The organism is Candidatus Nitrospira salsa, assembly GCF_965152625.1.
Genome location: NZ_CBCUCO010000004.1, coordinates 72412 through 97456, shown reverse-complemented (window position 1 = coordinate 97456; position 25045 = coordinate 72412). Strand labels below are relative to the sequence as shown.

At 45.1% G+C, this 25045-nt stretch carries 27 protein-coding genes; 9 read left to right on the top strand and 18 right to left on the bottom strand.

Features of this window, described 5'->3' with window-relative positions; all coding sequences use genetic code 11:
* Positions 1–295: 295 nt before the first annotated feature.
* The 7 genes from ACWQXP_RS14475 to ACWQXP_RS14445 form a co-directional block, all read right to left on the bottom strand.
* Positions 296–1216, bottom strand: a complete 921-nt coding sequence (locus ACWQXP_RS14475; protein ID WP_454063594.1) for an LpxL/LpxP family acyltransferase — start codon at positions 1214–1216, stop codon at positions 296–298.
* Complete coding sequence (locus tag ACWQXP_RS14470) at positions 1213–1551, bottom strand: hypothetical protein (RefSeq protein WP_454063593.1); 339 nt, start codon at positions 1549–1551, stop codon at positions 1213–1215. Before ACWQXP_RS14470 ends, ACWQXP_RS14475 begins: the two co-directional genes overlap by 4 nt.
* Positions 1552–1583: 32 nt before the next feature.
* A complete protein-coding gene (locus ACWQXP_RS14465) occupies positions 1584–2921 on the bottom strand; it encodes an AMP-binding protein (RefSeq protein WP_454063592.1) in 1338 nt (445 codons plus the stop codon).
* 231 nt (positions 2922–3152) lie between these two features.
* Positions 3153–3413 (bottom strand): phosphopantetheine-binding protein, encoded by a 261-nt coding sequence (locus tag ACWQXP_RS14460; protein WP_454064711.1) that lies wholly within the window; start codon positions 3411–3413, stop codon positions 3153–3155.
* A gap of 236 nt (positions 3414–3649) precedes the next feature.
* Positions 3650–4429: a class I SAM-dependent methyltransferase gene (locus ACWQXP_RS14455; protein WP_454063591.1), complete on the bottom strand. Its 780-nt coding sequence runs from the start codon at positions 4427–4429 to the stop codon at positions 3650–3652.
* Positions 4430–4523: 94 nt separating this feature from the next.
* Positions 4524–5153 carry a hypothetical protein gene (locus ACWQXP_RS14450; protein WP_454063590.1) on the bottom strand — a complete coding sequence of 210 codons (630 nt, stop codon included), beginning with the start codon at positions 5151–5153 and terminating at the stop codon, positions 4524–4526.
* A 97-nt stretch (positions 5154–5250) separates the two neighbouring features.
* The gene (locus tag ACWQXP_RS14445) at positions 5251–5916 is read right to left on the bottom strand and encodes a YajG family lipoprotein (protein ID WP_454063589.1); all 666 of its coding nucleotides are present in this window, start codon (positions 5914–5916) and stop codon (positions 5251–5253) included.
* A gap of 322 nt (positions 5917–6238) precedes the next feature.
* Here ACWQXP_RS14445 and ACWQXP_RS14440 point away from each other — a divergent pair, with 322 nt between their 5' ends.
* From ACWQXP_RS14440 to ACWQXP_RS14425, 4 genes are all read left to right on the top strand, one after another.
* Positions 6239–6571 carry a hypothetical protein gene (locus ACWQXP_RS14440; protein ID WP_454063588.1) on the top strand — a complete coding sequence of 111 codons (333 nt, stop codon included), beginning with the start codon at positions 6239–6241 and terminating at the stop codon, positions 6569–6571.
* A 192-nt stretch (positions 6572–6763) separates the two neighbouring features.
* On the top strand, positions 6764–8521 hold the full coding sequence (locus ACWQXP_RS14435; RefSeq protein ID WP_454063587.1) for a B12-binding domain-containing radical SAM protein: 1758 nt from the start codon (positions 6764–6766) through the stop codon (positions 8519–8521).
* Between the two features lie 301 nt (positions 8522–8822).
* Positions 8823–9164, top strand: coding sequence for a TRL domain-containing protein (locus tag ACWQXP_RS14430; RefSeq protein WP_454063586.1), 342 nt, complete (start codon positions 8823–8825; stop codon positions 9162–9164).
* A gap of 166 nt (positions 9165–9330) precedes the next feature.
* Positions 9331–9963, top strand: a complete 633-nt coding sequence (locus ACWQXP_RS14425) for an outer membrane beta-barrel protein (protein WP_454063585.1) — start codon at positions 9331–9333, stop codon at positions 9961–9963.
* 147 nt (positions 9964–10110) lie between these two features.
* Here ACWQXP_RS14425 and ACWQXP_RS14420 read toward each other — a convergent pair whose 3' ends face one another.
* From ACWQXP_RS14420 to ACWQXP_RS14405, 4 genes are all read right to left on the bottom strand, one after another.
* Entirely contained in the window at positions 10111–12099 is a 1989-nt protein-coding gene (locus ACWQXP_RS14420) for an Lnb N-terminal periplasmic domain-containing protein (protein WP_454063584.1), read from the bottom strand.
* Complete coding sequence (locus ACWQXP_RS14415) at positions 12050–12562, bottom strand: DUF3015 family protein (RefSeq protein ID WP_454063583.1); 513 nt, start codon at positions 12560–12562, stop codon at positions 12050–12052. The genes ACWQXP_RS14420 and ACWQXP_RS14415 overlap by 50 nt, the downstream gene beginning before the upstream one ends.
* A 166-nt stretch (positions 12563–12728) precedes the next feature.
* Complete coding sequence (locus ACWQXP_RS14410; protein ID WP_454063582.1) at positions 12729–13751, bottom strand: methyltransferase domain-containing protein; 1023 nt, start codon at positions 13749–13751, stop codon at positions 12729–12731.
* A gap of 1230 nt (positions 13752–14981) precedes the next feature.
* On the bottom strand, positions 14982–15485 hold the full coding sequence (locus ACWQXP_RS14405) for a putative metalloprotease CJM1_0395 family protein (protein WP_454063581.1): 504 nt from the start codon (positions 15483–15485) through the stop codon (positions 14982–14984).
* 235 nt (positions 15486–15720) lie between these two features.
* Here ACWQXP_RS14405 and ACWQXP_RS14400 point away from each other — a divergent pair, with 235 nt between their 5' ends.
* Positions 15721–16425 (top strand): Crp/Fnr family transcriptional regulator, encoded by a 705-nt coding sequence (locus ACWQXP_RS14400; protein WP_454063580.1) that lies wholly within the window; start codon positions 15721–15723, stop codon positions 16423–16425.
* Between the two features lie 132 nt (positions 16426–16557).
* Here ACWQXP_RS14400 and ACWQXP_RS14395 read toward each other — a convergent pair whose 3' ends face one another.
* Positions 16558–16824 carry a hypothetical protein gene (locus tag ACWQXP_RS14395; RefSeq protein WP_454063579.1) on the bottom strand — a complete coding sequence of 89 codons (267 nt, stop codon included), beginning with the start codon at positions 16822–16824 and terminating at the stop codon, positions 16558–16560.
* 145 nt (positions 16825–16969) lie between these two features.
* Positions 16970–17341 (bottom strand): response regulator, encoded by a 372-nt coding sequence (locus tag ACWQXP_RS14390; RefSeq protein WP_454063578.1) that lies wholly within the window; start codon positions 17339–17341, stop codon positions 16970–16972.
* 1461 nt (positions 17342–18802) lie between these two features.
* Between ACWQXP_RS14390 and ACWQXP_RS14385 the strand changes: the two genes are divergently transcribed.
* Positions 18803–19438: a response regulator transcription factor gene (locus ACWQXP_RS14385; RefSeq protein ID WP_454063577.1), complete on the top strand. Its 636-nt coding sequence runs from the start codon at positions 18803–18805 to the stop codon at positions 19436–19438.
* A 109-nt stretch (positions 19439–19547) separates the two neighbouring features.
* On the opposite strand, the gene ACWQXP_RS14380 is transcribed toward ACWQXP_RS14385, so the two are convergent.
* Positions 19548–20255, bottom strand: coding sequence for a HEAT repeat domain-containing protein (locus tag ACWQXP_RS14380; protein WP_454063576.1), 708 nt, complete (start codon positions 20253–20255; stop codon positions 19548–19550).
* Positions 20256–20361: 106 nt separating this feature from the next.
* Positions 20362–21144, bottom strand: coding sequence for a twin-arginine translocase TatA/TatE family subunit (gene tatA, locus ACWQXP_RS14375; protein WP_454063575.1), 783 nt, complete (start codon positions 21142–21144; stop codon positions 20362–20364).
* Between the two features lie 259 nt (positions 21145–21403).
* Between tatA and ACWQXP_RS14370 the strand changes: the two genes are divergently transcribed.
* The 3 genes from ACWQXP_RS14370 to ACWQXP_RS14360 all read left to right on the top strand — a co-directional run bounded on the left by ACWQXP_RS14370 (position 21404) and on the right by ACWQXP_RS14360 (position 23403).
* Complete coding sequence (locus tag ACWQXP_RS14370) at positions 21404–21871, top strand: hypothetical protein (RefSeq protein WP_454063574.1); 468 nt, start codon at positions 21404–21406, stop codon at positions 21869–21871.
* Between the two features lie 327 nt (positions 21872–22198).
* Entirely contained in the window at positions 22199–22579 is a 381-nt protein-coding gene (locus ACWQXP_RS14365; protein WP_454063573.1) for a hypothetical protein, read from the top strand.
* A 62-nt stretch (positions 22580–22641) separates the two neighbouring features.
* A complete protein-coding gene (locus ACWQXP_RS14360; RefSeq protein ID WP_454063572.1) occupies positions 22642–23403 on the top strand; it encodes a gamma-glutamyl-gamma-aminobutyrate hydrolase family protein in 762 nt (253 codons plus the stop codon).
* A gap of 49 nt (positions 23404–23452) precedes the next feature.
* Here ACWQXP_RS14360 and ACWQXP_RS14355 read toward each other — a convergent pair whose 3' ends face one another.
* From ACWQXP_RS14355 to ACWQXP_RS14345, 3 genes are all read right to left on the bottom strand, one after another.
* Positions 23453–24001, bottom strand: coding sequence for a hypothetical protein (locus ACWQXP_RS14355; protein ID WP_454063571.1), 549 nt, complete (start codon positions 23999–24001; stop codon positions 23453–23455).
* 148 nt (positions 24002–24149) lie between these two features.
* Positions 24150–24629, bottom strand: coding sequence for a phosphate-starvation-inducible PsiE family protein (locus tag ACWQXP_RS14350; RefSeq protein ID WP_454063570.1), 480 nt, complete (start codon positions 24627–24629; stop codon positions 24150–24152).
* Positions 24630–24641: 12 nt separating this feature from the next.
* Positions 24642–25034: a hypothetical protein gene (locus tag ACWQXP_RS14345; protein ID WP_454063569.1), complete on the bottom strand. Its 393-nt coding sequence runs from the start codon at positions 25032–25034 to the stop codon at positions 24642–24644.
* Positions 25035–25045: the final 11 nt, after the last annotated feature.

Genomic DNA, 25045 nt, shown 5'->3' with positions numbered 1-25045 from the left:
GAGTCTCGGATATTTATGATTTCGTCGTTGTCGCATGGTCTAGCATTCTTGTGGATTGACTTCCGATGTTGAGCATTTGAAATTGTATCCTTATAGTCATAAGGAAGGAGATCAGATTAAAATGATCGAGGTTTGCAAGCAAGAAGGTTCAAAATGCTCACCGATGATTCGTGGTCTACTCTTGCCATGTTTGATGTGATGGTTCGTTTTCAGTCATTGGCTATTTTGCTCTTTTTCCTATATAGAAAAGTGTCTGTCCGAATGCGAAATGTCTTTTCATGCAGAATTCAGCTCGTTAAGGAAGCTTTGGCTGATGACCTGAGTGCTCTTCGTCCCAAAAGTCATAAAAATTGAACCAATTGTGTGGGGCGATCTGGCAGTGGTGTTCGAGGCGAGTAACATACTTCTGGGTCCATGCTTGAATGTCCTGCTGGCGAGTGTGTCGGTCAAGCGTGACCTGTTCTGAGAGCAATTCAAAAAAGATATCATACCGATTCTTTCCGCGATACAAGCCAAAAAATAAGATCACCGGAACCTTCATAATGCTGGCCAACAACATCGGACCTGCGGGAAACTTCGCTGGATAACCAAGAAATGTACATGAGACGACTTTGTCGTCTTTCAGCAATCGATCGCCAAGTATGCCGACGAGGCCTCCCTTGTCGACACAGTCTTTGACGCGGAGCATGGTATCAGGTTCTCCCACCGGGATAATGGCCTCGGCCATTGTTGGATCTAATTTATTGAATATTTCATTGAGAATCGGAGCATTCTCTTCATGCATGAGCAATCGAATATTCACATGTCTGCTGGATAATCCACTCGCCCGGACAACCTCAAAGCTTCCAAGGTGTGACCCCAGAAGCAGGCAGCCTTGTCCCTGATCGACACGATCTAATAGGACTTCCGCATTGTGGAAATTCAGTGAGAAATGATGGTACTGCTTTGCCAGCAAATACGTTCGGTCAAGTATTGTTGATGCAAAGCAATGATAATGCCAAAAGAGATCTCGTTTTCCTGGAGAGCGCTGGAGTACACGTTGTAGGTAGACTCGTAATCCTTGTGACGCTTGTCGAGAAAATACCACGAAGTATACAGAAATAGGATACAAGAGCGAGCGGGCGATCGGGCGACCGAGTCGAAGGGCAATCCATGTCATCAGCCGGTATGCCAACCGGCTTCCCCGTTCTCGTTGACGAAGCCATCCTGCACTCATAAAGATTCTTGTGGTGCCGTATCCATGACGCGATATCGAAGTTGGCCGCTGGCAATGAGTGTGGTCCCCTCTCGGCAAGAAAACTCTCTATTTTCCCCGTCTCGAGGGTTAAGCGTGATGCATAATTGTTTGTTGGGCTGCAAGGGTGAATGAAATTTCACGGTTCGTGCTTCGAGAACACAAATCGATGCCCTTTCATCTGCACGAATTGCGTCGAAAACCTGTCCTAGGATTACGACGCCAGGGACGACAGGATTGCCTGGAAAATGCCCAGGTAACGAAGGGTGATCGTGCTGGATGGTCACGAATACTTCTGTTGATTTTCTCTCACTCACTTTTTAGACCTCGACGCGCGATCTTCCATCTTCTATTGACCTTCGGCTTCACGATTTGCCAGAGACTTCAGTGCCTTTTCCGTTAATTTTCCTGTAGGATTTCTAGGGAGCGCGTCAACTAAATACAGGGGTCTCGGAAGAAACACCGAGGCAATTTTTGTACGCAGGACTTCCCAAATTTGATCTAAGGTTTTATCGGGTGCGACGGCAAAGGCGATGAGGCGAGTGACGGATTCGTGTGATTCATGTGGTAAGTAGAACACGGCATCTTTCACGCCATCGATCGTGGATAACTGCAAGCTCAAATCATCCAACGACGCGCGATGACCACCAATATTGACTAAATTTGCAGGTCTTCCTTCTAAGAAAAATTCTTGAGAACTCTGGATGGTAATGGTATCAGGTATGGGAATGAGACACTGATGATAAGGGGTCTCCAGTTCGACCGTCGTATCTTTAGGTCGAAGGCATAAGCCAGTAAGGAGCGTCCAATGTTTTTCCTGCACCGTGCGACGTGTCGCAATCGTACCCGCTTCGGCGAATCCATAGATTTCCATAATTTTTGTATGAAAGACTTTTTCTGCCTCTCGAGCAAGATGATCAGAAAGTGGAGCGGTCGCAGAAAGAATGGTCTCTACCGATGGTAATTGCGTGTCTTCTCTCACACATGCACGTAAGTGGATGGGGGTTGTCACTAAAATTCGTTTGGTTGGGACCGCTGAAAGAGTGATACGGATATCCTCCGGGAAAAAAGGTCGACTCGACTCGAAAGCCCATCCGTGTTGTAGGGGGAGCATGATCGAGGTTTCAAGTCCGTACATGTGCTGATGCGGAACGGTCGCCACCATAGTGAATAATTGTTTTTCGTCGTTGTCTTTGAGCTGTGCGCCGGTCTTTTGAGCGATGGCCACCATAGATCCCCATGTCTTTTCATAAGGCTGAGGGGTTCCGGTGGTGCCTGATGTAAAGGCTATGACAGCCACGAGATCTTCGGGAATTTCTGGATTTGGCAAAGGAGGATGGCCTTTTGTTTCGTCCAATTTCAAAACAATGTTTCCTCGTTCTTCTTCCGTTTCACTATTATCTGTGATGTAGTAGTTACTTGGGTAGTTCTGCGAAAGCTGTTCGAAGGCTGAAGGGCTTGTGTGAAGCGGGAGAAGTGTCGTTTGGTTGCGAAGCAGTGCGGCCGCGAATCCAATAAGAAACAGGTATCGATCAGTACAGAGATTGATGACGTAGGACTTCTGAGGGAGGAGATTCTGATAGGCCGCTACGTGAGAAAGAAACGTTGCCTGAGTAATTGCTTTTCCATCTTTCCAGGCGATGATCGAAGAGGGATGACAGTGTCTTAATAACGGAAAAGTATTCATTCCGTTATTTCTTGATACATGTGTCTCGCAAAGTGATAGACGTCATTGTATTTGGTTCTACCCCAATATTCTGGGATTGGCCATAAGTTCATGCAATGAGCGAACTGTGAACTCTACGCAAGAGAATGTCATTACACACGTATTCGACACAGTAACAAAATTTGTGGTCATTTTGGCGACGTTCCTTCATGCTTAGCCTTTTGCGATTTCTTGACTCTTCCCATACGCTTGTCACTTTGTCCTATTACGTTCGATTGCCTCGGACAACGAACGGAGCGAAGAGAAAATTCTTGTATTGTCAGGGTCATCCGAGCGTAATTTATACCCGTATTTTTGAGAAATGACGAGGGCCAATTCAAGCGCATCGATCGAATCAAGGCCAAGTCCCTCACCAAACAATGGATCGAGTGGCTGTATGTCTGAGGGCGTAATCTTCAGATTCAGTGTCTGGATGATTAGTGTCGCAATTTCCTCTTCAAAGGGGGACATGATCGATAACTCCTGTTTCCCAACCCATTTGTCGGTATATGTTCATGCAAGATGTTGATTGTCCTTACCGTATGGGCCGCTGTCAATACACTTTGCTATGTTTACGTACATTGCGGATCTTGCAGACACGCTGAGAAGAAACGCACCTGTTCCTGCTTTCTTGAGACAGCTATTCCCGTAACATATCAATAAAATGAGATTGTAGTCTCTTGTTTGTTGGTCCACTGTTGTCAGTGTGGTCATAGTTTTGTGGCATGGTAATCTTTGATTAATCCTCCGCAAAATTCAGCGACATTCACCTGAGAAAATCCCGACCGTTTGAGTGTCGTTAGGATAATCTCTGGCGAGACACAATGTTCAATGGTATCCCAGAAATATTCCATAATTGTGAGAGCCTCTTGATTTCTTGTTTTGTATCGGGCAATTCGGGGAATAATGGTTTTTAAAAAGAATTTTGCCAGCCGCATCTGTACAAGAGATCGGGGTCGAGATATTTCAAGAATGAGAACCCTGCCGCCGGGTTTCAGGACTCGAAAATACTCTGTGAACGTATGTTGGAGGTCCGAAACATGACGAAGGGCATAGCCCATAGTGACACGATCAAATATTGAATCCTGGAAGGGCAAATGCTCTGCAAGTCCCTGGCTTAAGCGCCTTAACCCATTTTTCTTCGCTTCCTGAAGCATCCCGCGGCTTGGATCATGTCCAACCACGTAGCCTTCTGGTTTCACAAGGTCTTGTGCGCATCGAGCAACTGTTCCCGGCCCGCAAGCGACATCAAGAACGTTCATCCCCTGGGAAAATCCCGATTGGCGAAGTGTATTTGTGCGATGCCAATTTCCAGATCCAAACGATAACGCCTGACTAATCCAGTAGTAGTCCGGAGCGACTTGATCAAATAACTGATTAATCGTACTTTGCCTCTGAGAATCTAGTGCGTAATAATCATTCAGCATCGGGTGGGGTTTAGTCGTTGATTGTTCGGGGTTTTTTATAAGGAAGTGTGGAGTGGAATGCATGATTGATATGAACCCTCCCCATGCTACACACTTTTTGTCATCCCCATTTCTGTTATGTGTGAGAGACAAAAGGTAGTATTCGATGGTTAAGTCACTAAGAGTTTTTAAAAAACCAATCTTCCTGGTTTCGCAATTCAGTGATGATACGATTAGCTAAATCGGCAAACCCCTTTGCTCTCGCATCGGGCGTATACCTCTCAGCTTTGGAAAAAAGGGTATGTCGTACTTCAACCACCGAACTAATTTTGACTGGCCCCAACACACGTTCCTTCTTGTTCACCCACATGTCCACTGATACGGTGAAGTTGTCTTCATATTGAATAATCCCAACGGGGAGAAAAAGGAGGAGTCCGGTAAAAAAGGCTTTGAGAAAGCCAGTCGAATCTTCATCCTTGTTACCATGTGCCACGACCTTTAACTTTAATGGGTCTGTGTGAGGTGGATAAATTGGGTAATGAACCTTGGTGAAGGTTTTATTTTCAACTAATCTTTCCTTTAAAATGGTGCCTAGTTGACCATCTCCCCACTTGAGAGAACTTTCATCTATTTCTAGTCTAATTTCATGTGCGAGTGGTGATGCTTTAGAGGGACGTTCAATAGCATCACGAACTTGTGAAGATGCACCACATCCAGAAAGTAAGCAAACTTGGATCACGCTGATGACGATTAGCGCGAGGCTTCGGATGTTTCTTCTTTTTCCCCAGGGTAACTTTCTATCTGCCAATCTGGATCGTTTTGGCTGGATACCTGTTCTGGTTGAATAACAAATATTCGTTCGTTCGTACAGGCGGACAACACCAGAAGAGATAAGATCGCGAGTCCTAGACAAAGTCTTGCTCCAGTTTTCCACATGGCGTAATCCTCAAGTTTGAATGATTGATAGTTTCTGGATACTGGTTAAGTAAGTTGATTAAGTCAGCGACAACCCTTTTCATCAATGTCATCGTGGCTTTATTCAATGCGGCCGTGTAGTGCCCCTGAGAAGCAATTAAGCCTTGATTGATGCCTTTGACATAGTACTTGCGAGTAGCCTTTAGGCCATCAGGTCTTTTCACTTGCAACTGGACAGAAAAATCGGCTTCATGATCTACGGTTGACCATTGGATGACTGGTTCTATGAACAGCTTGAGAAGCGTGCCATTCACCTCGACGTCTCCCCTGCCTGCATTATCTGTTGCTACTGTAAACCCTGCAACCTTGAGTTCCGATGATAGACGCTCGTGCAGCCATGGTAAGACATCCTTGTTAGGAAAGACGTCGGCCGTATCTTGTCCATATCCATTTTTTTTCATGCCGATTCGGTTGCTGACCTGACGTTTATCTGTAAAGGGTGCCAGGACAAGTACTTGTCCTTTACCTCCAGAAAAGTCAATCGTTGGTCCAGTAAGTGGTAATTCTGCAGTTATATCGGTAAATGCGCAGCCAGACGCCTGGGTTGTCAGCATAGCTGTGAGGCACAGGGCTTTCACGAACGATTTGCTTAGCATGTTTGCATGCCTCCTCTCGTAAAGTTTTAAACTTCAGAGAACTAAATATTACCGTATTAAAATTAATATTAGAAGAACTAATGTTTTTGCTAGGTTCTCGACCTATATAAGAGGCTGATTCAATAATTTTCAAAGATATTGCCAGAAGCATGCGTTGCAGTCATATGCTATATCCCTTGTTATTCATATACCGATTATGACAAACGTGCCTTAAATTATTCTTGACACATTCCACCAACGGCGTTAGGTTTTGGATTAATGCTTAAAAATGAGAGACTCCTGTATTGACAATAGGTAATCCCATTGTAAACAAAGGAGGATAATGATGTTTGATTACATCGTGAGAGTCCTGCTGATTCTAGGGGTGTTAACAATCACGGCGTGCCATTCGACTCCGCTTCACATCCCGACCGCTCCTCCAGGGCCAGATGAAGAAGTCCTTGGACCAGCGACCGGTAACTCCACAGGGTTAATGTTGTTCCAATTTATTCCCATCAAACAAAATGATCGATTTCAAGCGGCCTACAACGAAGCTCTTAGCAGCAAGGGAGCCACACGATTGGTTAATCCAACCATTAGTGAAAGGTGGTTTTGGGCTTGGATTCTCAATGGCTATAGCTTTACGGTAACGGGCACAGCGGTTAAGAAAAAATAACCAGATTATTGATTTCTCCAGTGGTGAGATTTTCTTGTTTTTGCTCAAGGTAATGAGAGTTGATGCAGTGCATGAGTCTTAACACGTTGGTCAATTGACGAGACGACATGATTTTTTCGCAATGGCCTTTTGTCTTGCTTTCAGAAAAAATCCTTCCTAGATATTCTTCTCACGTGGTAGGCTTAAAGGATTGTGAGCCTACCACAACCATTCCACCTCGTCCTCATCAAGCCTTCTCATTATGATGACCAAGGGTACGTCATCCAATGGGAACGGTCAGCGATTCCTTCGAATAGTTTAGCGGCATTACACGCTATTGCGATGGATAGCGTTGAGCGTGAGGTTTTAGGGGTCGATGTCGACATGACGATCGATGCCTATGACGAGACCAATACGGTTATCCCGATTACGCGCATCATCAGGAAGTTTAAACGTGGAGCAAGAGGCCTTGTCGGCCTTGTTGGTGTCCAAACCAATCAATTTCCTCGTGCCGTTGATCTGGGTAAGATTTTTCTTGATGCCCAAATTCCGGTCATCATCGGAGGGTTTCATGTCAGTGGCTGTTTAGCCATGTTGCCGAAGATCCCTGGGGACATACAGGATGCCATGGACCGTGGAATGACCATGTTTGCCGGGGAGGCTGAGTATCATTTCGATGAAGTTCTTCGTGATACGCATCAAGGAACATTAAAACCTCTCTATAATTTTTTGTCAGATAATCCTTCCTTACAAGAAGCGCCAGCTCCTATTTTGCCATTGAATATTGTCCGAAAAACTTTTCGGCGTCTTGCAAGTTTTGATGCCGGTCGAGGCTGTCCCTTTCAATGTAGTTTTTGCACAATCATTAATGTTCAGGGTCGTACCTCACGATGGCGGTCGGCAGACGATATTGAAGCGTTAGTGCGTGCCAATCTCCAGCAGGGCATTAGAAGATTCTTTATTACTGATGATGATTTTGCAAGAAATAAAGGGTGGGAGGAAATCCTCGATCGCCTGATTCAACTGCGAGAAGGTGAAGGGCTCCCGCTCTCTCTGGCGATTCAGGTGGATACGGTGTGTCACAAGATTCCAAGATTCATCGAGAAGGCGGTGCGAGCTGGTTGTTTTAATATTTTTATGGGTCTTGAATCGTTGAATCCACAATCTCTCGCTGATGCAAAAAAACGACAGAACAAAATTTGGGAATATCGAGAAATGCTGCAGGCGTGGAAAAATCATGGATGCACGATTGTGGCTGGGTATATCATCGGATTTCCTCAGGATACGCCTGAAAGTATTGCCCATGATATTGACATTATTAAAAAAGAATTGCCAATCGATCTTCTTGAGTTTTTTTGTTTAACCCCATTGCCAGGTTCAGAGGATCATAAGAATCTCTATCTTCGTCATGTGTCTATGGACGATGATATGAATAAATATGATCTAGAACATGTCACAACGGATCATCCGCACATGTCAAGGCAAGAATGGCAAGAGGTCTATCAGCGGGCATGGCAGCAGTACTATACCTTTGAGCATTGTGAAACCGTGATGCGACGTGCCGCAGCAAAAGGACAAAGTGTGGTGAAGGTCATGTTTTTTCTTTTGTGCTTCTATGGTTCAATTACTTACGAGGGCATTCATCCGTTAGAAGGCGGGATGTTTCGTAAAAAAGCGAGAAAGATGCGTCGGCCAGGAGTTCCTCTAGAATCGCCATTTCTCTTCCATGTCCACCGAATTCAAGATGAACTAAGCAAAAGTTACCGTTGGATTCGTTTGGGATGGAGGTTGAACCTCCTTCGTCGACGTATCGAAAGTGATCCCAATAAAACGCGATATACGGACCTTGCCATTAGTCCTGTGACAGAGCATTCGGAAGAGAATCTTGAGCTCGTGAACACCTATGCTCAGTATATTCCGATTTCACACATTTCACGTGGTAAAAAAGGTGGTCTTGCTCCCGCACGTTGAGGTTTGGGTTTTCAAGGAACTCCATAAACTCTGTCTGTATGGGTTTTCTCCTCAGTTATTCCTTCAAGCGTTTCATTGAAAATTACGTTTCAAGTCTAGTCCTTTTTCAGGTTTTTCATCTCCGCATCGACGAATGTCTGTCATGAAATTTTTCCTGCTCTATCATTTGTTTATCTGGTAAGAAGTGTTTCATTGTCAGGCCAATATGTTTCTTGACATGATTGGTGAAGTGAGTTAGGTATAAAAACTAGACCTAAGAAGGAAGGTTTGTGTTCTATTAACAATTTGTGGAGGAGATGCGATGAAAAAAATTCTCGTTCTTTTTGGTATTGGATTGTATGCTCTCACATTGACAGGATGTGGAATTGGTTCGCTTAATCAGCCAAGTGCTTCATTTGCTCTGGCTGGTATCTATTCAGATGTCAAAGGTGGAACCCAGGTTCTAGACAATGGTGCTACCCCAACAAAAACGGGAAAATCGTGTAGCAACCAGATACTAGGAATTGTCGCAAAAGGCGACAACACTGTAGAGGCAGCAATGGCTGACGGAGGAATGAACAAACTTGTCTACGTAACCTACGAGCTGAAGCATATTGTCTGGGGAGTGTATACACAGCTATGTACTGTTGCTCGAGGGAATTAAGCTTCGCAAGATAGTCTGTCTCACAAAAGTTTTTCTCTGAAATGTTAAAAAGGGTCCCGCCGATATGTGAGTTTCGGTGGGACCCTTTTTTTGCCTAGCTGGAAGTGTCTTTTTACCATTACGTGAACGTGATATAAATTACCTTTCTTCTCCACTCAACATCTTTATGAAAAGAATAGTCTTGCTGGTGGTGGCCGTGATCCTTGTTGGTTCTACAGATGAACTCATGGCACTGGATGAGATCGATATTTATTTGGGAGGATATGCACAAGGAAGCATGCCTTCAGATTCAGATAATGATGTTCAGGCTCTGGGACGATCTGTCCAAAACCTGTCGATTGGTGGAGGATTGGGAGGGGGAATAAAAGTAGGGTTATTCCACGATATTACTCATAGAATTATCGGTATTGAGCTAGAGTACGGCGGGAATGCAGGAGATCTCCGTTTTCAGCAAATTGGCAGCATTGATAAATCAACCGCTGATCTTGTTGTTTTCCATTCGATGGTGAACTTGATTGTCCGGTACCCTCATGAACACATACGGCCGTATGTCGGGATTGGCGCCGGTTCGTCAAGCGGTCTCTTAATTCATGCGAAAGTGGAAGGAAGGAAGAATAAAAAGATTGAAAGTGCGCTTGCATTCGAACATCAATATTTTGCTGGATTACAAGTCAATTTGAGGGAGCAAATATTTATATTCGGAGAACTGAAATATGTCAGGGCGAATTATCATTGGAAGCAACTTTCCCTTGACTATCGTTCTCAATCTGTTGTGGGGGGGGTTGGATTTCAATTTTAGAGATTACCCAGTCTTTATAGATGAGAAATCATTTTACCCTGTTGTGCATTATAAAATAACAAAATTGAACGTGAATACACCGAAAAAACCTAGTCCATGCTGCGTCAGTATGGTCTATGACATGCTGACAAGAAAAGAAGTTTTTCACTAAAAGAACGCTTGTAGCCGGAGAATGACTTCATTGTCCTGATCTCGGTGATTGAATTCTGTACGTAATGCCCAATTTTGACTAAGTGTATAGCGTTGTCCAAGCGAAAACCTGAAGTCATCAGATTGGTCTCCCAGCGGGTAGTAAAAATAGCCAATGGAGAGTAAGGCTTTCCAGTCATCTGTGAGATTGGTCACGACCCCGCCTGTTGTTCCTGCTCCAACGCGATGATGCTCGTCAAATGCTCCACTGACATTTGCATCAACTTCTGCGAACGCAAAGTAGACCTCCCTTTTCAATCGTTGAGTTTCAGTTGCCGCGCCGATTCCCAGATTAAAGTTTCCATTGCTACAGAGTTTGCAGTTGTTCACGCGAATGGTTTCCATTCCGATATTAAATTTCCAGGAAGGGGTTTGAAACAGAGTATCAATGGGGGATAGCGAGACGACTTTGGCAAAGGTAAATTGATCTAATCGAAATTGATTGCGTTTTTCGTAGTGACGAAATGTTGCGGCGAGTAATTCAATCTGTGCATCTCGTGTGTATCCGGTATCCGGGTCAAGCAGATCATGATACCCGGCCCGTATTGATAGTTCTTCAAAGAATTCGTCTTCTCTCCATCCCATGCCGATGCTTGCTCTGGAGGTGTGATGACCCGTTTCTGGCGATGTCGTATATGGTTGGACGTTGAACCGTGGTGATGGAACTTTCACTTTACTACGTTCCAGCAATAGGGGCTGGCCAAGAATTCTTGGGCGTTTACCCTGTTCCTGTTTTCCTAAGCCTTGGTATTGTAAATAGTCAGAGGCCAGATCCATGAGAAAAACCTGTCGATCTTGGGGTAATGTTTTAAATTGAGGATTTCGGACTTGCGTAGGGTCTGAGGTGAGTTTCTCGAGCCACAGGTTTTCATTCTTCGTTAACTTCTCGCGTTTGCGTTGTATTTGAGTGTTTCTTGCCGGCCGGTAGCTGATCTCTTCGACTAAGCCTTCGTATTCGGTAATTGCTCTGATCGTATCTGCCGGAACGGTCCAAAAGACGTACTGATCAGTTAGGTAGAGTGCCGGATTGGCCACTTCTAGAAGTGACAGGATGTGATACGCACAGTTTTCTTTAAAAAAGAAATAGTCAAAATACGCGTTGCCAAGTTCCCATGTATGCATGAGCATTCGGTGGATTTGTTCACGTGTCAACGAGAGTTGATATTCCCAGATATCTCGATTTTCGATATCTCGATATTCTTTGACCTTCATGTAGTAAGGAAATGTTGAAAAGAAGCCTTTATATCCCCCGAAAATTCCTTTCCAGGCATAATCAAGTCCGACATCTGGAGGCAATTCTGCAGCGTAATTAATGGTATAGGCGAGAATTCTGGTCTGTTCGGTTTGACCGACCTGATTGATGCGGAAAAACGTATGACCGAACATCGAGGCCGGATTATTCATGAACGCTGAAGGAAAAATAATTGAGATGCTTTGGGGGTTGAGCTCTGAGAGCCAAACATCGAAACGTTGGCATGCCATTGAAGGTAACTTGTTATTGTCAAAATTCAGTTGTGTTCGTAGCCAATGGTAGCGTGCTATGAACGCACATTGTGCGGGTTGTTGTGATCTGCCGACTGGTTTGTCCGAAAAGAAATGGCGGAGTGTTTCCATGAGTTCCGATTGAGGGTTCTGCTTGCCTTCCTTACTCAGAAAAAACCCTGGATCATCAACTTCACTCGTATGTCCTCCCAAAAGATTGGTCCGGTAATGTAGAAGAAGTTGCCAGTAGCGTTTTTCAAAAAGACCTTCTTGAGTCGCACGTGCTTGGAGCTCACGGAGGTAGGTGTTGTCGTCAGCTGCGTGTAAGAGGATTGGGGTTAAAGACAGATAAACAAGACAGATGACCGAAGCAAGGAAAAGGGGCCCCAGTCTTTGAGCCAGGGCCCGAGGAGGATTATCGCGTTGAGAGCTGAGCCAATACTGGATGAGTAACGATTGAATCATTCAAGGCTTTTACCACGGCCTTTGGCGTCGTTTCACCATTATTGAGAAGTGTTGTGTAATTTTCTTGAGTCATGGCAAAAAATTCTGCATGATGGTCTTGTGGAATACCCATTAACGTAGCCATAGAGGCCAAGTGTTCCCCTTGTCCCTGCGCCATCTCTTGAGAAAGATTTTCAAGGTTGACCGCTGCAAAGACATTAGCCTTTTCTTTCATGACAATGGTTCCGTCATTTGTACAACCTGAGGTTCCGGAACTTATGCCGAATGTTTGCATGCCTGTTCCGTTCAAGGTGGCCATAAGTACTTGGACCCCAATGGCGTTCTGGTTAGCGCCGCCACCAGATAAGGCAAGGTGTCCCAATCCGCAGCCAGGGCCATTGTTTGGCGGGTTGCCAAATGCAAGCCCTGTGATTCCCAGGGATAGTACCGCTGTCAAACACATCATTGATAACTTCTTACCCATGCGCATCCTCCTAAGTTTATGGTTATCATTGCTCCTGGCCCCTCATGAGCCATAACTCCCAGAGTATAGCAGAAACATGGGAATTGAAAAGAGAGAATGTGGATCTGGACGAGGTTGAACCGGAGCCAATTATTCGGAAAGGCTTATGGGGCAATTTAGGGTAAGATTAGCCCGTCGGACGCATGTGTTTTTGCCATTGTTGGCGTCGTCGAAGATTTTTTAGCGTTCGATGGCCGTCGAGATAAGCCGGGTGAGCGTGGGTTAAGTTTGTTAATGTTGAGACGGCTTGATCAATTTTCCCATTGTCGATAAGAATTGTTGTAAGGTTGAGCCAAGCCTCGAGGCTGTCGGGATTGTGGGTGAGTAATTTTTCGTATGTTTGAATGGCTTCGTCCGGATCTCCCTGTTTAAGGCAACTTTCTGCAAAGGATAAGTACAAGTGGGTATCAAGAAAAGACGCATGCTCTTGGCATTCAGCTTGTAGCCATCCCACATGAATTTCCGGGCAAATGGTGGCAATCTTTTGAGCCAAGAAAAACCCGTGAAACGCGTGACGACTCTGTGCACATGCTTGAAGTGATACTGGGCGTTTTTCATCAGTCTCCAATAATTGAAATCCTCGTTGTATGAGTTTTTTTTGGAGTTCGTGATATTCATAGAAACGGACAGCGATGGTGTCCTCCATTGGAACGTCGGGTTGAATTCCAATAGGGATTTGAAACACCAGGAGTCCTTGATGTTTAAGGACGCGATTAATTTCTTCCAGGTATCGGTCAAAAACTGGGCGTGGCATATGCTGAAATGCGACGTACGAATACACAAAGTCAAAATGACGATTTGGGAAAAGGTTCAGGTCAACACCCGATGTCTCAAATGTTGTCACATTAGGGGTTTCTCGAAGCCAAGTCTTGCTTTTGTTAATCATTTCCGCTGATACATCGACACCGAACAGTTGACGAAAGTGGAGAGCAAGAGGTTTTAGCACTCTGCCAATTCCGCATCCAATATCTAATCCTGTCCATGTTTCCCTGTAAAATGGACCGAAGGCAGCTAAGATGGCGTCGGCGGTCCGTCTTCCTGAATCAGCAAAGACCTCTTCGTTTTTGTAATCTTCTGTCGCAATCCAATACCGCGTGTGGTGCTTTGCCCGACGGTCCCAATCCTGTTTCATTTTTGTGACAATGTTCATGGGCAATTCCTTGAATGTACGTAGAGTATTGAGAAGATGGTTCAAGCAACACTAGAGGAACTGAGAGAGTTTTTATCCATACTATTTTAAATTCCAGAAAATTTGTCAGTAAATGTCGTTATGTGCATGAGCTATTCAGGAGCTAAAAATTATTTAGCAAAAGGTTTGCCAGACTTCCCTTCAGTTTTTGCAATAGTTCGGGTCTTGATTATGAGTGATGGCACGCATGTTTTGCTTTTCCACGGAGATTGTTAATCGTTGCGAAGAAATTCTATTTTAGGCAACAGACTCCTGGTAGTGGGCAAGCGATGCCTAGCAATATACTACAGTTTAATTGATTGTAAGAGAAATTCATTAGGAACTGAGGAGGGATGAACACAACGGAATTCCGGATTCACTTTTTTTGCTTAAGATAATTCTCGATATTCATTAAGGGGGAAGAACTCGTTCATACTCCAATAAACTGGTTCTTGGAGCTTGTAGAGGCTGTGAGTCACAAGAGTTCACTTATAGCCGTTTCAGTTATACCGAAACGATGAAGCGCTACCTTGGACAACTTTGCTATCAGATACGTGATATCAAACATCAATCATTGTCAGTTATAGCCGATTCAATGATTTTTCGTATTCTTGACACATGGGATATCGCGTTGAAAGTCCTCATAGTTGAGCTGGAACGTATTTGTATTCGCTATAATCCAAGCGGGTATAACCTTCCAATGTTTGAAGTAAGAAATCGCGTGGGCTTGGAGACCTTTCATCGACACCTCAGAGGGAAGACCAGGTTCAACGTTGCATGCCAATTCGGATCTCCGTCAAGTAGACAATGATCGTCGCCAAGGCCACCTCAAGTCTACACCTCAGAAGCAGAACTGCGTTGAACGTCAGTTCCCTATTGAGGTTACGCAGAATCACACCACAATCGTCGCTACTAGGACACTGTAACCCTTATGGTTCGTATGCCGAGTGCGTCTCAGTAAGAGTTGGACTGACAAAAAGCACTGGCGTGTTACGCGTTCGTGTCTTAGGCCATCTATGATCACACTATTGAGTGACCCTGGAGTATTCTCAGTAAAAATTGAAACGACAAGGCCAGTGGTGCGTTGAGCGTTCGTAGCCTAGGCACTCATCGAACTTATTTGGATTCCCTATAATTAAATCTATTGGCCGAATGTTTGACGAGTTCCACAATGCTTTTCTAAGAAATAGATACAGAGCGGAGGGTAATCGATTAGACAAATATGTCGATCTTGGGCTGATTTGAAGAGTAAGGGCTATCTGAATTTTCTTCTTCTCTTTCTTTCTGCAACTCTTGTCGAGCTTGTGCCTCCAGTGTGGCCGTCGATGCTGCGACGGCTCGATCTTGGGAGGATGGGTCTGCTGGAGCTAATGCGGCCGATCGAATCTGTTGAGCTTTTCGAATCGTCGCTTCAGGGTTCCCTGGAACTGGAGATGTATCGATATTCACCTCTCCGCCGACCGCGTATTGCCGTCCATCCGGTCCTCGTTCATAGGTAAAGCTGGCCCCACCCTTCGCGAGTCCTCCCGCAGCTGCGCTATGAGCTTGCTCGTGAGCCCGAACTTGTTTGTCTCGCGCACGAAGTTTGGCCGTCTCTTCGCGTTCCCCTTCAGTGTCGGAAGAGGACAACCCATCTTTACGAGAATTTGAATTGGCTCGTGCTTCAGGTAGGTGAGCGGTGGAATGATACGGTAATGTCGTGGGCGAAATTTCCATTTAATACATCGCTTTATTCATAAACATGTTATCGGTTTATCGGTACTTTAGAGTGAAAACTCAATGAAAATTGGTGGATGGCATGTTGAATATGTTTAGTTGGCTTTGTTCTTGGTCGTTGTTAGATTGATGTGTAATGATGAGCAGGAATGAAGGTTAAAGAGATGTTCTTCGTTGGTCATATATGATAGGAAAATAGTGTCTGTTGTTGTAGGTTTGTGATTGAGGAGTCATCATGCCATTGATCGATAAAAGATTTCAGGCCAAAAAATTTTGGTATCTTAAGAATATAAAAGTATTTGCTGAGTTGTCGTGGCAGGAACTTCAGGAGTTTCATCGCACGACACGCATGGCATCGTATCGAAAAAGTGAGATCATTTCCCTTTCTGGTGATCCAGGGGAGAATGTCTATTTATTGAAAGAAGGCCAGGTGAAAATTTCTAAAATGAATCAGGATGGACGTGAATCCACGGTAGCCGTTCTTGAGACTGGGGAGATTTTTGGAGAACTGGAAGCTTTGGGTACGGTTTTGCACGAATCGATGGTGGAAGCGGTTGACCCAGTGACTATTTGTGAAATTCAACGTGAAGTTTTTGATAGATACATACAGGCATATCCGGAGACAGGTGGAAAAACTTTAAAGTTTATAGGTGGTCGTTTGCAGCAGTTTGAAACCAGGGTGCGCGGTCTCGTCTTTAAAAGTGCTTCAGCCCGGCTTGCCTCACTGCTCTTGGAGTTAAGTGAGAAGATGGGAGAATTCGAACGTAGCGTTACTCAATCGCCAATTCGGTTATCGCATCATAGTCTTGCTAATTTGATAGGAGTTTCAGCAGAGACTGTGAACACTCTCATCGGACAATTTGCTCAGCATGGGCTTCTTGAGCAAGATCGCCGATATATTCGGCTTCTTGATAAGACAAAGCTTGCCAATGTGAGGTAACCGACTTATTCGGAACGCTATTTCATGTGGAGGATCGGTTGACATATTCCCTGATTGGTTATTAGCAGGAATGCGAAAGTTCTAAACCGATTGGGATGGTGAATGAAGTAAGTCTGCTATGAAAAGACTTACCTAAAGAGTTCTCATGCGATTTCGACGTAATTTCTGAATGACTAAGTCCGTTTGCTTATTTTGTTTTGTGATGGATCTGGCTAACTGCACTAATAAAAATGCCAAAAAGGCCAAGAGGTAAATGGTAAGAGTCGTACTTCCTTGCGAAGATTGCGTTTCGAAGATGGTTTGAGCATTCTTGATGACTTTATCAGCAACCGGCGCTCCACCTAAGAGAGTCATCGTGATGAGAGAACCTATGATCATTCCACAAAATAATTTAAGCATAACAGGACCTTTCTATTTTAAAGAGTGAAAGCCTGTGCTTAACAAGCAAGGATAGTGAATCTTACCCACCAATCTTCGAAGGAATAAATACCTCTGATGAGGTATCTCCATTTAACATTTGATGATAGAAATTTTGAACGTTGTATTAGGAAGATTGCTCAAGTGCGAGTGACACTATTGAGAGAAATTCGCTGAAATTGCAGGGTTTGTTAAGGATGGCATAGGTTCCAGCATTACGTGCTCTCGCCTTATCTGATTCATCAAGGTTTCCGCTGAGCAGAATAATGGGAGGAATTGGAGTGTTCGGTTTGCTTGATAGACGCTCAATAAATTCCAGGCCAGTCAAAACAGGCATTTTATTATCTGTGACAATCAAGTCAGCCTGTTCTGTATCTAACCATTCCAATGCAAATGCTCCGTTGAGCGATTCAATGCATTCCAGACCTTGTGATTCCAGAACTAATCGCAGGGCTCGCCGGGCGTCGTGGTTATCATCAACTAATAAGACTCGTTTCATTCGTGATGTTCTCAATTAAATATACACACCTATGATCAGGCTGTTATGACTTGAATCATCTATGTTTGAAAGACCAATATCTATTCCCCTTTTGGGGGATATGTGAAAAATTGGAGATGGCTCAGGTCCGTATGCGGCCCAAACCTTCTGTCAGTTTAACTCGTAGATCGCGTTAGGACGTAGAAGAGTCAAGGATCACCCATCCCTTCTCTTCCATGCATCCTGCAAATGAGTAGGTTTTAGAGGAAAGGCCAGTTGTGCCTGTACTTAAAATGGCCTCTTCGCATGCAAAACGATCCTGCTCAAAGTTCTGAGGGGATGCGCCGGCCTTATACCACTTATTTGGTCCGGACGAGCAACTTGCCACCAAGATAGAAATGGTCAGGACGTTGATGAGACAGATACCAAGTCGCAGGTTGCCCAATTAGATCTCCACTTTCTCCCGAACTGTTAAAGGTAAAGTAATTTTACGTCAGTCCTGCTTCAGGTTCAACTATACCGAATTCGATAGATTTTCAAATGAATCTCTGTCGCGATGGCTTGGTAGGGCAATAGAGGCAGTGATAACTCTCTTCGAAGGTTCAGCATTGTGCCATATGAACATGAATCAGAGGTGACTATAGTGAATCAAAATAGGTTCCAGTAAGGTGCCTGGGTCACGATTGTTCAATGGGTCAATGCCTTCCGTCTACCCACCATTTCCTTAAAATACATGTGAAGCATGAAATGGGGTTAGTTATAGGTGCCCAGGTGAATACGGTCGAGCAAAGGCCAAGCGTGACTGATGGGCAATTTATCGTGACGACGTTATCCTTATAGATGCCACCATTTTAGGTATTTAAGTAAACCAGCGAAAATACCAACATCAAACATGCAGAAGGTTATAGTCGCTTGGGTTATAGCGAATACAAATACGTTCCAGCTCAACCATGAGGACTTTCAACGCGATATCCCATGTGTCAAGAGTACGAAAAATCATTGAATCGGCTATAACTGATAATGGTTGATGTTATATATCACGTATAGAATTTCAAAATTGTACAAGTTAGCGCTTTCTCGTTTCGGTATAACTGAATCGGCTATAGCTGGACAGCTTTGTGGAATGACCGAGTTCCAAACCTGGTTTATGTAACTGTAAGTTCTCGACCCAACGATCGGGTTTATGAACTGTGTCCAGGTATATTCGCTTTAAACGTTGGCAGTCTGATGAAAAAGTTAGAAGGCAGATTCTAGAATCTTAATGAGAATCAGTCTCATCACTGTCGTCTAATCAGTGTATGCGTGTTTAGTGGGAACAAAAGAAACCGATAAAGAGAATGTCATTTGTTAAATTTCAATGGCCGTCCCGATAAATTTCCGAACGTCCACAGTGTGGTCCTCTATGTGTCAACGAGATTGTTTCGTGATGAAGTTATGGGTTTTTCTATAAGATTCCCGAATTTTGAAAGAGTATCGTAAATAATGAAAATTCTTGTGGCAGATGACGACTCGGTGACACAAGCTCTTCTGGTTCGCTCTCTCTCTGGGTTTGGTCATGAGACGATTGGGTGTGATAATGGGATAGAAGCTCTAGAGCATCTGAAGTGTAATGAAGGGCCAATAGTCGGTATTCTGGACTGGATGATGCCAGGATTAGATGGACTTCAAGTGTGCCAATCTCTCAGGAGAACCAATAGCTCGAGTCTGATCTATCTGATCTTGGTCACTTCGAAGAGTGGTCGGACGGACATTATAGAAGGGTTTGAGGCTGGGGCAGACGACTACATGACCAAGCCATTCGACTTGCCAGAGCTTCACGCTCGGGTTCGAGTTGGGTTTCGTGTGCTCTCTTTACAGGAAAAGCTTGGAGAACGTGTTCAACGTCTTGAGCAGGCTCTGGCCGAGGTCAAGCAACTACAAGGACTGCTCCCGATATGTAGTTATTGTAAAAAAATTAGGAATGACGAAAATTACTGGCAACAAGTTGAAGAGTATTTATCACATCGTATCGATATTCAATTTAGCCATGGCGTTTGCCCACATTGTTTCGAGAAAGAAATTGCCCCTCAATTAAAAGCTATCAAAGAAAGTAAGTCCTCTTCCTTTATCCCATCGTAGATCGCAACGTTTTCAATGGAAATTGTCAGGTACTTTGACCTGGGCACATGTTTCTCTCATTGAAGAGGCGTTTATCTCAGACCATCGGTAAACACGCAACGTGTGCATATTAATCTGGGTTGGAGGCGGCTTCTTTTAGCGCCCAAGATGCCCAAAGGTGGACATTGGGTGTCGGGTCGGCTTCAATGGCTTTCTTGAGAACTGGAACGTCATTCTGCCCACCGAGTATGCCAAGACGAAAAGCGGCTTCGGTACGAACCCCTTCATCGGGATCGTTGAGTAGGAATGTTCTAAACACAATAAGGGCTCGTCGGTCGGCAAGTTCGCCAAGTCCAGCTAGGGCGGTCTGGCGTACACGAGCGTCTTCATCTTTTACCGCATCAAGAAAAATAGAATACGAAGATGGAATTTCAAGTTCTGTCAGCGCTTGAACAACAGCACGCCTTGTCGAAACTTCTGAAATGGCCAGAACTTGTCGTAGCAAATTCGAGAGTGCTTCTTCGGGCACGACATTGCGAAGCGCGGAAGCCGCTGCCTGTTTCACAGGAGTTGAGGAGTCTCCGAGAGTCGTAATCAAAGATAAAGCTGAATGCTTGGGAAGCTCCGTTTCCATTTGTCCAAGTGCCCAAGCACTATATTCTCGAACTAACGGGTCTTCATCGTTTAATGCAGACGTTAATGCGGGAATACCGTTTGAATCAGCAACTTTTCCCAGGGACATGGCTGCCGTCCGTCTCATATCAGGGCTTGGGTCATGGGCCAAGAGGTCAGTGAGAATCGGAACTATTGAATTGGCATCATGAGAACGGGGTTCCATGGAACAGCCCGAGAGAGCAGCTAAACATATACTGCTGAACAGCAGGAAATGGAATGAGGAAAAAAGACGCAAACTGATCAAGGGGTAGATTCTAAAAAGATGTTCGTTATTCTTTAGGAGGAGCCGGTTGCTTGGCCGCTTCAATCGTTTGTTGCATTTCTTTTTCGGCTGCATCCATTTCGGCTTGAATGGTTCGCATTTCCGGATCAATGGAGTTCTTAATGTCGGAGGCTGCATCCCGAAATGTTCGAATGGCGCTTCCTAGCCCTTCCCCCAGAGTTTGCATGTCCTGCGGGGCAGGTGCCACAGCAGGTTTGCCTTTGGCTTTCATGGCCGCTTGCTGAGCCTGAACTCTGGCAACGGCCTGTTTATTAACAATAGCAGAGGGACGTTTGGCCATAGGTTTCGTTTGCGCAGATGCAGGTAAAGCCGGATATGATGGAGCGGACATAGAAGGAGCAGACATAGACCGTTCTTCCATTGTCATGGGCGGTGGAGCGTTGCTGGCTGCAGCTTCTGTCTGTTGCGCGGTCTTAGGCTGAACGACTTCTGGGCCAGCTCCCTTGTACAGCATAGCTGCTGTTGTTCCCGGCGTGAGTTCAGGTCCTGGTTGATAGGGCTGGTTGGAAGGTGGAGATTGAGGTGGAGTGCTCGCTGTTGATTGGGCTGAAGCTTCTGTTTGAGTTCCTGTGTTAGCTTGCGCCGTGGCTTGTGGCTCCGGTGGTGCGTCAGGGTCAACAGGAGGAGGTATGTCGTTCACCTCCTTCTTAAAGCCTTTCAAGGCCTTTCCGACACCTTCGCCTATCTGTGGGAGTCGACCGGCTCCAAATATGATCAGAACGATGACCAGAATGATGATCAGCTCTGAGAAGCCCATTGTTCCAAACATGTATCTCTCCCAATCCCTATTCTGATGGAATTTTTGATAAAATAATGCTTTTCCCTAAGAAACTGTATCCTTCAAGGTAAGGGGGTGTCAACCCGGAAGTCGTCATATGCAGAACGGATATTCTTCTGTTCATAGTTCCAAGCTCATGAGAGAGCAGTAACAGTCATCATTGTCCCAGGTAAGGAACTAGACCTGCCGTGAGTCGAAGCACCAGAATAGCAATTGTATTTCTCCTTGAGCATGATAAAATTCATCATCGATGGCTACGCATTCTTCACCACGAGTTCCACCCTATCGCATTACTCTTTTTTATGGACCGGAATATATTGAGGGTTCCCCGAAAACGATTCAATGTGTTTTTAATGTCAAAAAGAGAAGCTGGAAAGGTGGCGTCCAAATCGTCGTCGACGTTGATAAATTGCAATTCGCACGAGTCGAGGCATCTCTTCAGTTCGACAAATGGTTAGAAGGCATTTTGGCTCAGCTTCCAGAAGAATTTCGATCTGAGAGTAAAGTGCGAGCTAGAGATCTTTTTGCGCAACAAGTATGTCTCATGAAATTACAGCAAGCTATTCAGCAAGGGATCCGACAGGAAAATGCCAAATTAACGCGAGAGGTCTTAGTTGAAGAGCTAGACAAGGTTACGACGCAAGAAGGCGAGCAAATAAAAAGTCAGGTTCTCACAGAACTTGATGTGGAAGAGATTGAGGCTCAAGAGTTTTCATGAAGTATATGAACGTTTCCAAGTTTTAAAGGCCTGGTGTTCTTGGCAATGATATTTAAACGCATCAATGTCGGGTGTTCAAAATCTCTTGACTTACATGGTGGATCACGGGACATTGGGTGAAATTTCTTGCAAGCGTGGTAATGAGTTATGATACGAAAGTCTAGCGTACACGATAGTGGTTGCCAACAGTCTCACGTGACACGATTTGAGTAGTTGAAGAAGAGAATCTTATAGAAACCGAAGAGAAGAATAAAAAAACTCTCCTCTTCTATTCCATAATGATCTACAATTCTATTTTCTCATGCTTAGCTAAGGAGGGCCTGTTTCATGAATACCTATTCTGTGACAAATCGGCGAATGAATGGTAGACGAGGAGCCACTGCATTGACGGTAATATTGTTTGCAGCAATGATAATGTTGCATCCAGGTGCCGTGTTTGCCCAAGAAGACGAGAGTCCCTCAGGAGAAGCTGGCTTGGGAATTGGGAGTGGATTGCTAACTCTGGTGTATTTTCCTGTAAAAGTGGTGTATGCCGTCTTGGGTGGGGTGGTCGGCGGATTCACTTACGCCTTGACCGGTGGCGATCTTGAAACGGCTAAAACGGTATGGGAGCCAAGTTTCCATGGGACCTATGTCATTACCCCCGCACATCTCAAAGGCGATGAAGCCGTTCGATTTTATGGCGTCTCACCCTATGAAGAAGATTAGGTGAAAGACCGATAAGGAAATCTAGTGGGATTTGACGCACGTTTGGTGTTGATAAAAGAAGTATGAAACCTATTATTGGTATTACCCCTGATTACAATGCCGGCGATCGTGAAGATATGGGAGGGAAAGAACCTACCTATTTTCTTCGAGCTCGATATGTTCAAGCTATTGAAGATGCCGGTGGGCTGCCCATTCTGTTGCCATTGGTTATCGATAAAGCGAGGCAACGTCAACTCTTAGCCCAGGTTGACGGTCTTCTCATCACAGGGAGCGGTTCAGATTTAGATCCTCAGTTATATGGGGAACGCCAATGTGTCCCGTTTCGACAGATGAGCCATCAACGAAGTAGTTTAGAGCTGGGAGTGAGTAAATTAGCCTATAGCGAGAACGTACCAACATTGGGAATTTGTGGTGGAATGCAATCTCTGAATGTGGCGCTAGGGGGAACCTTAATACAAGATATTACCGTCCAACATTCAACGGAAATTGCCCATTTGCCGCCTGGATCTGCCACGAAAAAGGCGCATGGTCTTTCGATTACACCTCGAACACTCTTGCACCGCATTGTTCGAAAGCTGAGGATTCGTGTAAATAGTTCGCATCATCAGTCGGTTAAGAAGGTTCCTAGTCGATTGGTCACAAGTGCTCTAGCCCCAGATGGCGTCGTTGAAGCCATCGAAGCTCCTCACCATCCATTCTTCTTAGGCGTTCAATGGCATCCTGAGTTTCTGTACAAACACGACCCCATCCAAAAAAGTTTGTTTCAGGCCCTTGTAAAAGCCGCCAAATCATTCGCCACTTCACGCGCTCTACGATCAGCTTAAGCGGGTTTCTCCGAATATTCAGATATGAATATCAGGCACAGTTGAGTGTTTACTCGGCGGTTTGCGCTGGTTTGGGCTTCTGCTCAGAAGCTTTGCCTGGCGGTGGAGCCTCTTGAGGATTGGCTGCTTTCCCAGGTTGGGCATCAGGAGTTGGAGTCGGTTGTTTATTGACGGCTGGTGCTGCTGCCGGGGGCGAGGAAGGGCTAGATTGCGTCCCTGTTGCGGCCGGAGGGATAGATTTTGCAGCCGGGTCATTGGATTTTGCGGCCGTTGCTGGTGCACCTGCCGCGGCAGGTGCTGCGGGTTTGGAGGCCGCAGGTTTTGGCGGGGGTTTGGGTTTTTCTGGTTTGATTCCCCCTTCCCAGTGAGGCCCTGAATACATCTCAGCAGAAAGATCGTTCTCTTTCCACTTCGCCTCAAAAGCTGCAGCGGCCTTATTCGGCGTTTCTCCGCTACCAACTGTTCGGTTCCAAGGATAGACTCTTGGAGAAATGTGGCACATGGTCTCCTCTTGCCGCATATATAATGCGATAGGATTGCCACGGTAGGGCCCAAGGAAAATATGAACAGTTCCGACAAACTCTGGTAGTGAATCCATTATCTCCCTAATCCCATAAAAAGAAAAATCATAGTGCCACAAGGTACGTGAAGACAGCAAGATATGAGGCTGAGAAAAGTATCAGGAAAAAGAAGGGGACGAATGCGTCAAATGAGTGACTTGAAGGTGATTGGCGAAGAGAGGAAGGTTACGGGGTGATCGTGGTAGTGGGGACCACTTCACTTTTCCTAACCAAATAGAGTGCAATCATTAGCACCAGAATGATCACGACATGAAGGCTAAGATCCATCAAATAATGATAAAATGTGTCTTTTGGAATGTTCTTTACATGTGAGAGCTCTGCGCCTGTGGTCAGGATCTTTCGAACTGAGGCGATCACGCCGACATGGAGGAATGGCTCAAGGCGGACACGTTCGGACTGTAAAAATCCCAATACGGTTCGAAACAGTTCAAGCAGGATAATGACTAACAACAAATCATTGATCAGGACAATAGACGCTTCTAAAAACCCCTGAGGGGCTTGATGGAAAAACTCTATCCAACTGTACCCAAAAATCAACATACCGAGGGCCAGGAAACTCAAGCAGGCAGAGATGTAACCCCACCGGTCGAGCCATTGCATCCATTTCACCCATTGTTTAGTTGATTCTGGTGTCCAGCCGTGCATTGGCGTTTTTCCTTATGCGTTGCCTGATTGAGGGGTATTGGGGGCCTCTGCGGGGCCGCGCATGCCAATACCAAATTCAAGTGTTTGCATAGCTGCCTCGTTAACGGAATGGCTGCAGCAGAGGATTTCTTGAAATCCTGCTCCACCATCCATAACCATGACACGAAGTCCACAGGAGTCTGGAAACAGTTTTTTTTCATCAATCGTCATTCCAATCACGAGACTACCTTTTTTCCTGCCTTTACTCGTCTCAGGCGATGGTACGACATCCTCTTCTGTGAGTTCGTGTCCGCAACAGATCAGCTTTTCAAATCCTTCGCCACCGCTCATCACTTTGACCACAAGTCCACATGAATCTGGGTAACGTTTGCGTTCATCAATGATATCGCCTTTTTTCAGTGCCATGTGTATTCCTT